11 protein-coding genes are annotated in these 15,390 nt (G+C 35.5%); 4 read left to right on the forward strand and 7 right to left on the reverse strand.

The window, feature by feature from the left end; all coding sequences use genetic code 11:
* Positions 1–5 precede the first annotated feature (5 nt).
* The gene (locus RT99_RS03300) at positions 6–578 is read right to left on the reverse strand and encodes a 30S ribosomal protein S16 (protein WP_042563312.1); all 573 of its coding nucleotides are present in this window, start codon (positions 576–578) and stop codon (positions 6–8) included.
* A gap of 194 nt (positions 579–772) precedes the next feature.
* Between RT99_RS03300 and RT99_RS03305 the strand changes: the two genes are divergently transcribed.
* Both RT99_RS03305 and RT99_RS03310 read left to right on the forward strand, forming a co-directional pair.
* The gene (locus RT99_RS03305; protein WP_042563313.1) at positions 773–1,249 is read left to right on the forward strand and encodes a DUF6252 family protein; all 477 of its coding nucleotides are present in this window, start codon (positions 773–775) and stop codon (positions 1,247–1,249) included.
* A gap of 149 nt (positions 1,250–1,398) precedes the next feature.
* On the forward strand, positions 1,399–1,758 hold the full coding sequence (locus RT99_RS03310) for an RNA-binding protein (RefSeq protein WP_026982652.1): 360 nt from the start codon (positions 1,399–1,401) through the stop codon (positions 1,756–1,758).
* A 139-nt stretch (positions 1,759–1,897) separates the two neighbouring features.
* On the opposite strand, the gene leuB is transcribed toward RT99_RS03310, so the two are convergent.
* The 6 genes from leuB to RT99_RS03340 form a co-directional block, all read right to left on the reverse strand.
* Positions 1,898–2,959 carry a 3-isopropylmalate dehydrogenase gene (gene leuB / locus RT99_RS03315; protein ID WP_042563314.1) on the reverse strand — a complete coding sequence of 354 codons (1,062 nt, stop codon included), beginning with the start codon at positions 2,957–2,959 and terminating at the stop codon, positions 1,898–1,900.
* Between the two features lie 157 nt (positions 2,960–3,116).
* On the reverse strand, positions 3,117–4,637 hold the full coding sequence (locus RT99_RS03320) for an alpha-isopropylmalate synthase regulatory domain-containing protein (protein ID WP_042563315.1): 1,521 nt from the start codon (positions 4,635–4,637) through the stop codon (positions 3,117–3,119).
* A gap of 115 nt (positions 4,638–4,752) precedes the next feature.
* On the reverse strand, positions 4,753–5,349 hold the full coding sequence (gene leuD, locus RT99_RS03325) for a 3-isopropylmalate dehydratase small subunit (RefSeq protein WP_042563316.1): 597 nt from the start codon (positions 5,347–5,349) through the stop codon (positions 4,753–4,755).
* Between the two features lie 162 nt (positions 5,350–5,511).
* Complete coding sequence (gene leuC / locus RT99_RS03330) at positions 5,512–6,906, reverse strand: 3-isopropylmalate dehydratase large subunit (protein ID WP_042563317.1); 1,395 nt, start codon at positions 6,904–6,906, stop codon at positions 5,512–5,514.
* Between the two features lie 526 nt (positions 6,907–7,432).
* Positions 7,433–8,353 carry an AraC family transcriptional regulator gene (locus RT99_RS03335; protein WP_042563318.1) on the reverse strand — a complete coding sequence of 307 codons (921 nt, stop codon included), beginning with the start codon at positions 8,351–8,353 and terminating at the stop codon, positions 7,433–7,435.
* 71 nt (positions 8,354–8,424) lie between these two features.
* The gene (locus RT99_RS03340) at positions 8,425–9,228 is read right to left on the reverse strand and encodes an SDR family oxidoreductase (RefSeq protein ID WP_042563319.1); all 804 of its coding nucleotides are present in this window, start codon (positions 9,226–9,228) and stop codon (positions 8,425–8,427) included.
* A gap of 328 nt (positions 9,229–9,556) precedes the next feature.
* Between RT99_RS03340 and dnaE the strand changes: the two genes are divergently transcribed.
* Together dnaE and RT99_RS03350 are read left to right on the forward strand one after the other, a co-directional pair.
* Positions 9,557–14,101 carry a DNA polymerase III subunit alpha gene (dnaE, locus tag RT99_RS03345; protein ID WP_042563320.1) on the forward strand — a complete coding sequence of 1,515 codons (4,545 nt, stop codon included), beginning with the start codon at positions 9,557–9,559 and terminating at the stop codon, positions 14,099–14,101.
* 178 nt (positions 14,102–14,279) lie between these two features.
* Positions 14,280–15,212, forward strand: coding sequence for an outer membrane beta-barrel protein (locus RT99_RS03350; protein ID WP_042563321.1), 933 nt, complete (start codon positions 14,280–14,282; stop codon positions 15,210–15,212).
* Positions 15,213–15,390 lie beyond the last annotated feature (178 nt).

Genomic DNA, 15,390 nt, shown 5'->3' on the forward strand with positions numbered 1-15,390 from the left:
TAAAATTATGCTTCAGTTGTTTCGTTATTTTCTTCAGCAGCAGGAGCTTCTTCAGTTGTAGCTTCTGCTTCAACTTCAGCAACTTCTTCTTCAACTGCAGGAGTTTCAGCAGCGATAGCATCAGCTTCAGCCTGAGCTGCAGCAGCTAAACGTTTAGCATTAACTTCTTGCTCTGCTTTAAAAGCTTTAGCTTTAGCATCAGCTTGCGCTTTTGTTAAACCGTCTTTTTTAGCATCAACTTTTCCAGCTTTAGCATCTAACCAAGCAGATAATTTAGCATCAGCTTGCTCTTGAGTTAAAGCACCTTTACGAATACCTCCATCAAGGTGGTGTTTCAATAAAGCACCTTTGTAAGAAAGAATTGCTCTTGCAGTATCAGTTGGTTGTGCACCATTGTGTAACCATTTAACTGCACTATCAAGGTTTAAGTCGATAGTTGCCGGGTTAGTGTTTGGATTGTAAGTACCGATTTTCTCTAAGTATTTACCATCTCTTTTTGAGCGTGCATCTGCAGCTACAACCCAGTAAAAAGGTTTTCCTTTTTTACCGTGTCTTTGTAATCTAATTTTTACTGACATAATCGTATGATTAAATTTTGAGGTACTCGACCTCTGTTAATTAAGGGCGCAAAGATATAATTTTTTTCTGAATTGTGCGTTCGAAAGAGTATTAAATATGTTAAAGTAAATTTCCTTAATTTTTTGTTGTATTTAATGAGGTTTTTAAAATATTTATATCCAATGCAATATTTTTGTCTTATAAATTCATTTCTATGAAAAAGTACCTTTATTTGTTTTCATTAATTTTTATGATCACCTCTTGTACCGAAGATGTGAAATTCAATAATCCGGCATTTCAAACCTTAAAAGATAATGTTTTTTGGAGAGCCCAAGACTATAAAGCATATACAACAACGACAGGTAATTTAATTATAGAAGGATATTTAGGATTTGAAAAAGTAACATTGCAAACTAATTCTCTATCACCGCAAACCTATACTCTTGGCAAAAATGATATTTCCAAAGCATCTTATTCTAATACTCTTTCAACACAAACAGAAGAGTTTACCACAGGTACTAATATAGGAAATGGCCAGATTGTGATTACTGAGTATAATACTGAAAATAACACTATTTCAGGAACATTTAAATTTACCGCAGTAAATACTAATGCCGAAAACACTGAAAAAACACAGATCAATTTTTCTGAAGGGGTTTTTTATAAAGTGCCTGTTTCTGTTAGTTCCTAATTTTAATGCTAATTAACATTTTAATAATCAGTAGCCATTTTTATTGAATTCTGCTTTTTAAAATCAAAATAAAAACATAAATAAACTAATATATAGTAGATTAGAGAAAAATAAGACTACATTTGCTACATTATTATAAATAAGTACATATGAACATTTTTGTTGGAAGTCTTCCATTCAGTATTGAGGAAGCAGATTTAAGAGAGTCTTTCGAGGCTTACGGAGCAGTAGATTCAGTTAAGATCATTACTGATAAATTTACAGGAAGAAGCAAAGGTTTTGGTTTTGTTGAGATGCCAAACGATGCTGAAGCTCAAAAAGCAATTGATGAATTGAACGGAGCTACTGTTCAAGGTCGTGCAATTGTGGTTAATAAATCTGAACCGAAACCTGAAGGTGAAAGAAGAAGCTTCAACAATAACAGTCGTGGTGGAGATTCACGCGGAGGTTATGGTGGAGGAAACAGCCGTGGTGGAAATGACCGTGGTGGTAACAGAGGAGGATATTAATATTTTTTTCTAAATATATAAAAGGGATCAACGAAAGTTGATCCCTTTTTTTTATGCGGTGAAATTTGTTTCAAGTTTATTTTGTTTCACGTTCCAATAACCTGAAACTTGAAACAAAATAAAACCTGAAACAAATAATCTATAGATTTTCTACAAGCCAATCTCCAACTTCGCTGGTTTTGTAAGCTTTTGATCCTTTTGGTGCTAAATCTTCTGTAACAATTCCTTGTTCTAGTGATTTATTTACAACTGCTCTTATCGCTTCGGCTTCGTCTTTTAAACCAAAAGCATCTTCGAACATCATTGCTGCAGATAAAATAGTTGCCAACGGATTTGCAATATTTAATCCTGTTGCTTGTGGATAAGATCCGTGGATTGGTTCGTATAATGAAGTGTGTTCTCCAACAGACGCAGAAGGCATTAATCCCATTGAACCCGAAATCACAGAAGCTTCGTCAGTTAAAATATCTCCAAATAAATTTTCAGTAATCAATACATCATAAGAGTTTGGCCATTGAACCAAACGCATTGCAACAGCGTCAACAAATTCATATGAAACCGTAACTTCAGGATAGTCTTTTTCCATTGCCTGAACTGTTTCTCTCCATAAACGTGAAGTTTCCAAAACGTTTGCTTTATCAACGCAACACAATTTTTTGCTTCTTGTCATGGCTAATTCAAAACCTTTTTTAGCCAAGCGCTGCACTTCGGCTCTTGTGTAAACACAATTGTCAAAAGCAGTTTCTCCGCCGTCTCTTCTTCCTTTTTCTCCAAAGTAAATTCCGCCTGTTAATTCTCTTAAGAAAACTAGATCAGTTCCTTCAATTCTTTCTCTTTTTAAAGGAGAATTATCAATTAAAGAAGGAAAAGTAAAAGTTGGACGAACGTTTGCAAACAATCCTAATTTTTTACGCATTAACAATAATCCCTGCTCCGGACGAACTGGCGCACTTGGATCGTTATCGTATTTTGGATGTCCGATTGCTCCAAATAAAACAGCATCGGCTTTCATACAAACTTCATGAGTTTCATCAGGATAAGGAACTCCAACTGCATCGATTGCACAAGCTCCGGTTAAAGCTGGTGTCCATGTTATTTCGTGATTGAATTTTTCGGCAATAGCGTCAGATACTTTTACCGCTTCATTAATTACTTCTGGTCCGATTCCGTCTCCGGCTAAAAGGGCTATGTTAAATTTCATTTTTTATATGTGTTATTTAAGATTCTAAGGTTCTGAGATTCTAAGTTACTAAGGTTTTTATTCTTATTGGCTTAATTTATTTTTTTAGGTTCTAATTTTTAAGACTATAAGTACAAAGAAAAATCTTAGTAACTTAGAATCTTAGCAACTTAGCACCTTAGGCTATTACATTCAGCATTTTCTGAGTTGCAATAATTGCAGCAACTGTTTGATCAGAATCTAATCCTCTGGTTTTGAATTCTTTTCCGTTGTTTGTCCAGGTTATAATCGTTTCGCATAAGGCGTCAGAGCTACTTCCGGGCGGAATTCTTACTGCATAATCAATTAATTTTGGAAGCGTTAGTTTTTTACTTTTGTAAATTTTAGACAAAGCATTCATAAAAGCATCAAACTGACCGTCGCCCTGAGCACTTTCTTCGATAATTTCGTCGTCAATTTTTAACAGCAAAGTTGTAGACGGACGCATTCCTTTTGAATGCATTAATACATAAGATTCAATTGTAATTTTATCCTGATAAGTATGACTGTCCAAAACATCTGAAATAATGTATGGCAAATCTTCTTTAGTAACGGTTTCTTTTTTATCGCCTAATTCTATAATTCTTTGCGTAACCAATTTTAAATCTTCCTGATTTAATTTTAATCCTAATTCCTGAAGATTTTTTTCGATATTGGCTTTGCCAGAAGTTTTTCCGAGAGCATATTTTCTTTTTCTTCCAAAACGTTCCGGAAGCAAATCATTAAAATATAAATTATTTTTATTGTCACCATCGGCATGAATTCCGGCAGTTTGCGTAAAAACATTATCGCCAACAATTGGTTTGTTTGCAGGAATTCTATAGCCTGTAAAAGTTTCTACCAATTTGCTTACCGTATAAAGAGAAGTTTCTTTGATGTTGATGCTTACCTCTGGCAGATAATCGTTTATGACAGCAACCGTACTTTCGAGCGGCGCATTTCCGGCTCTTTCTCCCATTCCGTTTACGGTAACGTGAAGTCCGTTTATTCCAGCTTTTATAGCTTCCATAACATTGGCAACACTCAAATCGTAATCGTTATGTGCATGAAAATCAAAATGAATATTCGGGTATTTAACTCTGATTTTTGAAAGAAATTCAAAAGTTAAAGAAGGAATTAAAACGCCTAAAGTATCCGGAAGTAAAATTCTTTTAACAGGTTGTGTTGCTAAAAAATCCAGAAATTGAAAAACATAATCTGGAGAATTTCGCATTCCGTTGCTCCAGTCTTCCAGATAAACATTGGTTTCAATATCGTTTTCTTTTGCTAAAGCAATGATTTGGGCAATTTCAGAAAAGTGCTGTTCCGGAGTTTTTTTCAATTGATGTGTTAAGTGATTCATTGAACCTTTGGTCAATAAATTCTGCACCTTTGCTCCGGCTTTTTTCATCCAGTCAATAGAAACACCTCCGTCTACAAACGAAAGCACCTCAATACGATTAATATAGCCTCTCTCGGTTGCCCAGGATGTAATGCCTTTTACGGCCTGAAATTCGCCTTCGCTCACGCGGGCAGATGCAATTTCGATTCTATCAATATTTAATTCTTCCAACAACAATTGTGCAATGGTCAGTTTTTCTGCAGCAGAAAAAGATACTCCCGAGGTTTGTTCACCATCACGGAGCGTCGTATCCATTATTTCAATTTTTCTTTTTTCCATATTGATATTCTAAATTTCTTTAGAAGTAATTTTAGTTGTGTTGCTTTGGTTTAACTTATAAAGACCCGACAGATTTCAAAAACCTGCCGGGTCTCATAGGACTGAACCTGATTTTTTAGTAAGGAAGTTTATCGGCAAAAGTCACAATATCTTCTTTAATATTTTGTAGATAATCAATGTCATCAAAGCCATTAATCATATTATTCTTTTTGTATCCGTTAATTGCAAAAGATTCTGACTGACCAGTTGCCAATAAAGTAATCGTTTGGTTTGGCAAGTTGATTTCCAATTCTGTTTTAGGATCAGCTTCTATGGCTTTAAAAATAGTATCAGCAAATTCAGGGCTAACCTGAACTGGCAAAACACCAATATTTAGACAGTTTCCTTTAAAGATATCAGCAAAGAAACTAGAAACTACAGCTCTAAAACCATAATCGTAAACAGCCCATGCAGCATGTTCTCTAGAAGATCCTGAACCAAAGTTTTTTCCTCCAACCAGGATTTTTCCGCTGTAAGTTGAATCGTTTAAAACGAAATCAGCTTTTGGAGTATCATCTCCGTTATATCTCCAGTCTCTAAAAAGATTATCTCCAAAACCTTCACGTTTTGTAGCTTTTAAGAAACGTGCCGGGATGATTTGATCTGTATCTACGTTCTCAATTGGCAACGGCACTGCGCTGCTGGTAAGTATATTAAATTTATCGTATGCCATTTTAATTTTAGATTTTTGGATTTTAGATTTTAGATTTTTCTCTCTGAGATGAATTTCTAACCGCTAAAATTTTTGTATTAAATAATGTAAATGAATTTTTATTTGAAGAAATTTAGATGAAGATCACTCGCAACAAGAAATCTAAAATCTAAAATCTCCAATCTAAAATAACTCGCGCGGATCTGTCAATTTTCCTGTAACAGCCGCAGCCGCAGCCATAATTGGGCTTGCTAAAAGCGTTCTTGAACCTGGACCCTGACGACCTTCAAAGTTTCTGTTTGATGTACTTACTGCATATTTTCCAGCAGGAACTTTATCATCATTCATAGCCAAACAAGCAGAACAACCCGGTTGACGTAATACGAACCCAGCTTCTGTCAAAATATCTAAAATACCTTCTTCTTTAATCTGAGCTTCAACAACGTGAGAACCCGGAACTAACCAAGCGGTAACATTATCTGCTTTTTTTCTTCCTTTTACAATTTCGGCGAAAGCCCTGAAATCTTCAATACGACCGTTTGTACAACTTCCTAAGAAAACATAATCAATTGGTTTTCCAATCATCACATCATCTTCATGAAAGCCCATATAAGCAAGCGACTTTTTGTAAGTTTCCTCACCGCCTTCAACCTGATTGGCGTTAGGAATATGTTTTGAGATACCAATTCCCATTCCTGGGTTAGTACCGTAAGTAATCATTGGTTCAATGTCTGAAGCGTTGATGTTTAATTCAGCATCAAAAACAGCATCAGCATCAGTTTTTAAAGTTTTCCAATATTCAACAGCTTTCGTCCATGCTTCGCCTTTTGGAGCGTAAAGTCTTCCTTCAAGGAAATCAAAAGTTTTTTGGTCAGGAGCAATCATTCCACCACGGGCACCCATTTCGATACTTAAGTTACAAACCGTCATACGGCCTTCCATAGACATGTTTTCGAAAACATCTCCGGCGTATTCAACAAAATATCCGGTTCCTCCAGAAGTAGTTAATTGTGCAATAATATAAAGTGCAACGTCTTTTGGACCAACACCTTTGCTTAATTGACCGTTTACGTTAATACGCATTTTCTTTGGTTTTGGCTGCATAATACATTGCGTAGAAAGAACCATTTCCACCTCAGAAGTTCCGATACCAAAAGCAATCGCTCCAAAAGCTCCGTGAGTAGACGTGTGAGAATCTCCACATACAATAGTAGCACCTGGCAAAGTAATTCCGTTTTCAGGACCAACTACGTGTACAATTCCATTTTTAATGTGACCTAATCCCCAGTGCGAAATACCGTATTCGGCAGCATTATCCTCAAGCGCTTTAAGCTGATTTGCAGATAGCGCATCTTCAACTGGTAAATGTTGGTTTATGGTTGGTGTATTGTGATCTGCAGTTGCAAAAGTACGCTCAGGGTAAAGAACCTTAACACCTCTTGCTTTTAATCCTAAAAAAGCAACAGGACTCGTAACTTCGTGAATGAAATGGCGGTCAATAAAAAACACATCTGGTCCATCTTCAATTTTACGCACTACATGTGAATCCCATACTTTGTCAAATAATGTCTTACTCATTTTTATTTTTTTTAATTGTAATTTCTATAATCACAGCAATTCCTGTTTATTAAATAGCAAAACAAAAGTAAAAAAAGATACAAATGCGTCAATTTCAATATTTCATTATATACGATACCCAAAGCAAAATACAAATTGCGAATAGGCTTTTGTGTATTAAATTTTGGCAGAAAAATGATTTAGAAATTGATTTTGATTTTCTTTTTTAGCTTTAATTTTGGTTAATTGCTCTTTGTTTTAATAGTTTGCAAATTTATCTTATAATCACTATAAAATATAATAATTAATTTGAAAATATGTAACAAAATGAATAAAAATAGTAATAATTGTTATTTTTGATTTCTTTTTGAAATGGATGCTTTTATGAATTATGAATGCTTTTAAGCTGTTTTTTAAGCCACTATTTAGACTCAATAAAATGTCTAAATACTACGACATCCAAGAAGTGTATTTTTGTGAAATTTTATGTTTTTTAAAATAAAAACTATGTTTTTGACGAGAATAGTTTTTAGGATAATTTTGAAGATTAGTTCAGTGAATTTTTAAATTCTAAAGGTGTCAGGCTGGTTTTCTTTTTAAATAATTTACTGAACGATTGAGGATATTCAAAACCCAATTGATAAGCAATTTCTGCCACTGAAAGATTCGTAGAAATCAGAAAATCCTTTGATTTTTCAATTAGTTTGGAATGAATGTGCTGCTGTGCATTTTGCCCGGTTAAATTGCGAAGCATGTCGCTAAGGTAATGTGTAGAAACATTAATTTGTGAAGCAAGAAAATCGACTGTTGGTAATCCGTTTTTTAAGGTTTCGGCATTATTGAAATAATTATCGAGAGTGTCTTCTACTTTAATTAATAAATCACTACTGATTGTTTTTCGGGTGATGAATTGACGTTTGTAAAAGCGATTACTGTAATTAAGCAAAACATCAATATACGAAACAATAACATCCTGGCTCATTTCGTCTATTGCGGTATGAAGTTCGTTATCAATGCTTGTTAATAACCCTATAATAGTTGTTTTTTCACTGTCAGAAAGATGCAGCGCTTCATTGGTATCATAAGAGAAGAAACCGTATTTTTTGATGTTTTTTCCCAAAGGATAATTTCTAATAAAATCAGGATGAAAAAACAGCGTAAATCCGAAATATTCGGCTCCTTCTTCATTATCGGTAAAAATCAATTGATTGGGCGATGTAAACATTAATCCGCCTTCATTAAAGTCATAATAGCTCTGACCGTATCCCATTTTTCCGTTGGTCGAATATTTATAAGATATCTTATAGAAATCAAGCAAAAAGGCATTATTTGTCAATTCAGCATTGATGACCAGTTTGGTATTATCCACCAGACTAATCATTGGATGTAATGGTTTTGGCAGATTAAATAAACTATGAAACTGCGATATAGAAGAAAGTTTTGACGGATTATTATTTTTCTTTTCCATGATATAAAGGTATAAAAAATCAAAAACGAATACCGCACAGATTGTTAAAACCTGAGCGGTATCAGTATAAATTATGCTCCCAAAATTTGTTTGCCAAAAGCGGTGCGAAAAACTTCGTCGCCTTGTTCCAGTCTTTGTTGGTAAAGCGCTTTGGCATCTTCTCCGGCGACATATCTCAATTTGGTTTTTCCATCCGTTGCTGCTTCAAAAACAACTTCGGCAATTTGTTCAGCAGTCGATGCCATTTCAAACATTACATCTACATTTTCAAACATTTTATTTGCCATTGCTTCATATTCAGGTTTAACCCCGGTGTCAAGTGAGCCGTGTAAAAATTCTGTTTTAATACCGCCTGGAGAAACGGTTTTGATATTTACCCCAAACGGATTTAATTCATAAGCCATACTTTCGCTCCAGCCTTCCAATCCCCATTTAGTAGCGTGATATACAGATCCTAACGGAAAAGAAATTAATCCGCCGATGGAAGTTGTTGAAATAAACAATCCGCTTTTTCTTTCTCTGAAGTACGGAATAAAAGCATTCGTAACACGAATTACCCCTAACAAATTAGTATTAAGTTGTTTGGTAATCTGATCGTCGTTAAAACTTTCCAAAGGGCCAATCAATCCATAACCTGCATTGTTAAAAACAACATCAATATCACCCAATTCAATAGCTTTTTGAACCGTGCTTTGTATTTGGTCATAATTGGTAACATCTAATGGTAATAAGGTCACGTTTTTTAAACCCGAAAGTTCTTCTTCCTTTTCCGGATTTCTCATTGTTGCGATTACATTCCATCCTTGGTTGTGGAATAATTTTGCTGTAGCTTTTCCTAATCCGGATGAAGCGCCTGTGATAAAAATTGTTTTCATAATAATTTGTTTTAATTTGATGAAGCAAAGTTCAGGCGAGAGCAGCGGTTAAAAGTGTTCATTTTGGACCAATGAGTATCCAAAATGAATAATCGAAGTTTTTAACATCAAATAACCGAAATTTTATCATTTTTATTGGTTTTTAACAGTTTCTAATAATGATTTTGATTAATGCTTTTTGTTGATAATTCGTTTTTCATTAGCCTAAAAAAAACGTAAATTTGAACTTCCTCCATTTTCTATAAGGCAAATTTATATCCTCCATATAATCAATTATTTATATGGAAAAAATTTGGAATTTGGAGCTTAATTTTTGTATTTTAACTCTATGTATTTAATATTCGATACCGAAACAACCGGATTACCAAAACGCTGGGATGCTCCCATTACCGATTCTGATAACTGGCCTCGCTGTATTCAGATCGCCTGGCAGCTGCATGACGAAATGGGACAGCTTATCGAACATCAGGATTATTTGGTTAAACCTGATGGATTTAATATTCCCTATGATGCCGAACGTATTCACGGAATTTCAACTGAATTGGCTGAAGCTGAAGGAATCACGCTGGCCGAAGTGCTGGAGAAATTCAATATCGCTTTAAGCAAAACCAAATTTATTGTTGGTCAGAATTTAGGTTTCGACGTTAATATTATGGGAGCCGAATTCCATAGAATGGGTGTTGATTCTCCAATGAGTACAATGCCGGTATTAGATACTTGTACCGAAGTTACCGCTTCGTTATTACAACTTCCCGGAGGTCGTGGAGGAAAATTTAAACTGCCAACCTTAACAGAATTACACAGTTATCTTTTTGATAAACCTTTTGCAGAAGCGCACAATGCAACTGCCGACGTTGAGGCAACGACGCGTTGTTTCTTAGAGTTAATTAGAAGAGAAGTTTTTACCAAAGAAGAACTGGATGTTCCAAAAGAATATTTTAAGGAATTTCAAGAGAGAAATCCACAGGAATTTCCGTTAATAGGATTAAAACACATCAATTTAAAAGCAGCTTCTGATAAAATCAGAGAGCAAATAAAAGCTTTACAAGTTGATGAGGTACAAACTACGGTTTCAGACTCAGAAAGAGCCGATTTTAAAGCTGCAAAATACGCGCATTTACACAACCATACGCAGTTTTCGGTTCTTCAGTCGACTATAGGTATTGGAAATATTGTTGCGGCTACAGCCAAAAACAAAATGCCGGCAGTAGCCATGACAGATACCGGAAACATGATGGGAGCTTTCCATTTTGTGAGCGCCGTAATGAATCATAACAAAGCGGCTTCCGGGAAAAACAAAGCCCTGGTTGAAGCCGGAGAAGAACCAACAGAGACCGAAATAAAACCAATTGTAGGCTGCGAATTTAATGTTTGTGATAATCACTTAGATAAAAGCAAAAAAGACAACGGAAATCAGGTTGTATTATTAGCCAAAAACAAAAATGGTTATCATAATCTGGCAAAAATGTCGTCGATTGCATTTACAGAGGGGTTTTATTATGTTCCAAGAATTGATCGTAAAATCGTCGAAAAATACAAGGAAGACATCATGGTTTTGTCCGGGAATTTATACGGGGAAATTCCGAGTAAAATTCTGAATGTCGGTGAAAATCAGGCCGAAGAAGCTTTGATTTGGTGGAAAGAACAATTTGGCGATGACTTTTATTTGGAAGTCATGCGACACAATCAGGAAGATGAAAATCGTGTAAATAAAACCCTGATTGATTTTGCTCAGAAACACAATGTCAAATTAATCGCAACAAATAATACTTATTATTTAAATAAAGAAGATGCCAATGCACACGATATTTTATTGTGTGTAAAAGACGGTGAAAAACAAGCAACGCCAATTGGTCGTGGTCGTGGTTACCGTTACGGATTGCCAAATCAGGAATACTATTATAAGTCGGAAGAAGAGATGAAAAAACTCTTTGCCGATTTGCCGGAAGCCATTATCAACATTCAGGAGATTGTAGATAAGGTTGAAGGTTATTCACTTTATCGTGATGTATTGCTTCCAAAATTTGATATTCCCGAAGAATTTGTTGTTCCCGAAGATGAAGCTGACGGAGGTGTACGAGGTGAAAATAAATACCTGCGACACCTAACGATGGTTGGAGCGAAAAAACGATATGGCGAAATCACAGAATCTATTCAGGAACGTCTGGATTTTGAGTTGTTAACGATTTCGAATTCAGGATATCCGGGATACTTTTTGATCGTTCAGGATTTTATTGCCGAGGCCAGAAATATGGACGTTTCGGTAGGACCTGGACGTGGATCTGCAGCGGGTTCTGCCGTTGCCTATTGTTTAGGAATTACAAACATTGACCCGATTAAGTACGATTTGCTTTTTGAGCGTTTCCTGAATCCGGATCGTGTATCGATGCCCGATATTGATATCGATTTTGATGATGAGGGTCGTGGCCGAGTTATGGATTATGTAATCAATAAATACGGTAAAAATCAGGTTGCTCAAATTATTACGTATGGTAAAATGGCAACCAAATCGGCGATTCGTGATACGGCGCGTGTATTGGATTTACCTTTATTTGAAGCCGATAGAATTGCAAAACTGATTCCGGCAATGATGCCTTCAAAATGGAATTTGGCGCGTTTTATTTCTGAAAACGAAGAGGATGTTAAAAAAGCCCTTCGATCTGATGAATTTGATAACGTAAAAGAATTAATCGCCATTGCCAATGAAGACGATTTGGCCGGAGAAACAATTCAACAGGCAAAAATCCTGGAGGGATCCATGCGAAACACGGGAATTCACGCCTGTGGTGTAATTATTACGCCATCGGATATTACGAATTTCGTTCCCGTAACCACAGCAAAAGATTCTGATTTATATGTAACACAGTTTGATAACTCGGTTGCAGAAAGTGCAGGATTGCTAAAAATGGACTTCTTGGGTCTGAAGACCCTTACCTTAATAAAAGATACCGTAAAACTGGTAAAATACAGAACAAATATTGATCTGGATCCGGATACTTTTCCAATTGATGATGTTGAAACCTATGCGCTTTTCCAAAGAGGAGAAACGGTTGGAATCTTCCAATACGAGTCGCCCGGAATGCAGAAATACATGAAAGATCTAAAGCCAACGGTTTTTGGAGATTTAATTGCCATGAACGCCTTGTATCGTCCTGGACCTTTGGAGTATATTCCATCTTTCGTTCGAAGAAAAAATGGAGAAGAAGAAATCAAATACGATTTGGATGCCTGTGAGGAATATTTAGGAGAAACCTATGGAATTACGGTTTATCAGGAGCAGGTAATGCTTTTGTCGCAATCGCTGGCAGACTTTACAAAAGGTGAGGCCGACGTTTTGCGTAAAGCGATGGGTAAGAAACAAAAAGATGTACTTGATAAAATGAAACCTAAGTTTGTCGAGCAAGCGGCAAAAAAAGGTCATGATGCAAAAATTCTGGAGAAAATCTGGAAAGACTGGGAAGCTTTTGCTAGTTACGCCTTCAACAAATCCCACTCAACCTGTTATGCCTGGATTGCTTATCAAACGGCATATTTAAAAGCGCATTATCCTGCAGAATATATGGCAGCGGTTCTTTCGAATAATATGAATGATATTAAACAAGTATCGTTTTTTATGGAAGAATGTAAACGTATGGGGCTTGAAGTTCTAGGCCCTTGCGTTAATGAATCGTATTATAAATTTACGGTAAACGATAATTACGCCGTTCGTTTTGGAATGGGCGCAATTAAAGGTGTAGGTTCGGGAGCCGTTGCGACAATTGTAGAATGCAGAAAAGACGGAAGATATAAATCGATTTTTGATTTAGCGAAGCGAATAGATTTGCGTGCTGCTAACAAAAAAGCAATTGAAAATCTGGCTCTTGCCGGAGGTTTTGATTCGTTTGAAGGAACGACCAGAGCACAATATTTTCATGATGATGGCGACGGAATTACGTTTTATGAAAAAGCGATGCGTTACGGATCGAAGTTTCAGGAAAACGAAAATTCATCGCAGGTAAGTTTGTTTGGAGAAACCAGTGAAGTGCAAATTGCAGAACCGGTTGTGCCTCCTTGTGAAGACTGGAGTACGATGGAAAAACTGGCAAAAGAAAAAGAGGTAGTTGGAATTTATCTTTCCGGACATCCGCTTGATGATTTTAGATTTGAAATGAAATACTTCTGCAATGCACGATTGGAAGCGTTGAAGAGTATGAACGAATATGTGGGCAAAAACCTGACTTTTGCAGGCATCATTCATAACGTACAACATCGTGTAGCAAAGAACGGAAAAGGCTGGGCAGTATTTAATTTAGAAGGTTACGATGAAAGTTTTGAGTTTAAGATTTTTGGTGAAGAATATTTAAAGTTCCGTCACTTCCTGATTCAGAACAATTTTGCATTCCTGAAAATATTGATTAAAGACGGATGGGTAAATCACGATACAGGTAAAAAATCAGAGCCAAGAATGCAGTTTGTTGAAATTAGACAGCTGCAGGACATACTTGAAGCCTTTGCTAAAAAATTAGTTGTATTGTTGAATATAAAAGATCTTCAAACAGAATTTATCCATAAACTAAGCCATTTATTTAATGATAATAAAGGAGATAATTCAGTGACTTTTGAAATCATGGAATTAGAAAAAATCAAGCGTTTAGTTGAGGTAGAAACAACTAATGAGTTTGAAGAAACAGAAGATGCCGTTTTTGTTGATGAAAGTGAAAATGACGATAACGAAGTAGCATTAAGTGAAACTAAAATGCAGGAAGTAAAAGAAGTAGAGGAAATAAAGGTTGTAACCAAATTAACAATGCCGAGCCGACGATTAAAGATCAGGATTTCGACAGAGTTATTGCAGGAATTAGAAAAAATGCAGGTAAATTTTAAGCTGAATTAAATTTTAACAGTTAAAATTTAGAAGAATGCATTTTTTTTAAGTTAAAATTATGCGTGCATAATAGTTTTTTAGTAATATTGCTCAAAATTACAACGTTTTCGTACAAAGGGAAGTATCACAGCGTACAGGAATATGTTAAATTATTATAAGTTTGTATAAATTAATTAAAATCAGAATTATGAAAAAGAGCCTATTTTTATTAGGATTATTAGTTTGCTCTATGGCCACAATGGCGCAAACAGAAACAGCAGATAAACCAGAAAGCTGGTATTTTAAATTAGGAGGATCATATTTTATTCAAACAGCTGCTACAGAATTTCCAATTGTAAATGGTGCATTACCTAATACAGATGTTTATGCAGCAGATGGTACAACTTTAATTTCAAGAGAAACAAATCATGGTTCATTTGGAGAAGGATTTCGTACAGGTCTAACTGCAGGATATCGTTTTTCAACTCGTTTAGGTGTAGAAGTAGGATTTAACTATTTCAGTAGTGCTAGTAAAACTATGGTTGAAACTACTAACAGATTAGTTGCTGCGGGTCCTGTATTTGCTACTGGTAGCGCAGTTGGAAAAATTCAGGCTTTTGATGTTGCTCCAGCTCTTGTTTTGTTTTTAGGTGAATCTCACGGTTTTGAACCTTACACAAAAGTAGGAGTTATTGTTCCTGTTCATGGAGATTTGACAATTAAAACAAATAGAACTTATACAACCCCGGCAGGTGTTGTGACTAGTTATGCTAAAGATGTAGTAAAGCCTAATCCAACAGTTGGATTTTTAGCTTCATTAGGAACATCTTACAAATTAGGTACACACATTGCTATTTTTGGAGAATTAGAATACCGTAACTTTACCGTTCATGGTAAAACTAAAGAAACTGAGGTATATACTGAAAATGGTGTAGATAAATTAAATACACCTACTAATTTCCGTCCTGACGCTTCATACTCTGCAAGTCATACGAAATATGTTGATCAAATTAATACAACTTCAAACAGTAAAGTAACTAATGCTGCAGGATTTGATAATACAAGAGCTACAGATGATATTAGTTCTTATGTTGGAATTTCTGGTTTAGGTTTGACTTTAGGTTTAAGATACAGCCTATAATTTTCTAAAGAAATTTTATAGTTTATAAAAAAGAGGATATTCGTTAGGGTATCCTCTTTTTTTGTGCTTTTTTGTCATTTCGTCGAATGATAAAACTGTGTAAAGAATTGTTGGTTTATTTTAATCCATCTACAGCATTTGAATTGCCTCCAGCTTTAGCTGGAGGTATAAATTGTAA

It is taken from the genome of Flavobacterium sp. MEB061, assembly GCF_000834715.1.
GTDB lineage: Bacteria > Bacteroidota > Bacteroidia > Flavobacteriales > Flavobacteriaceae > Flavobacterium > Flavobacterium pectinovorum.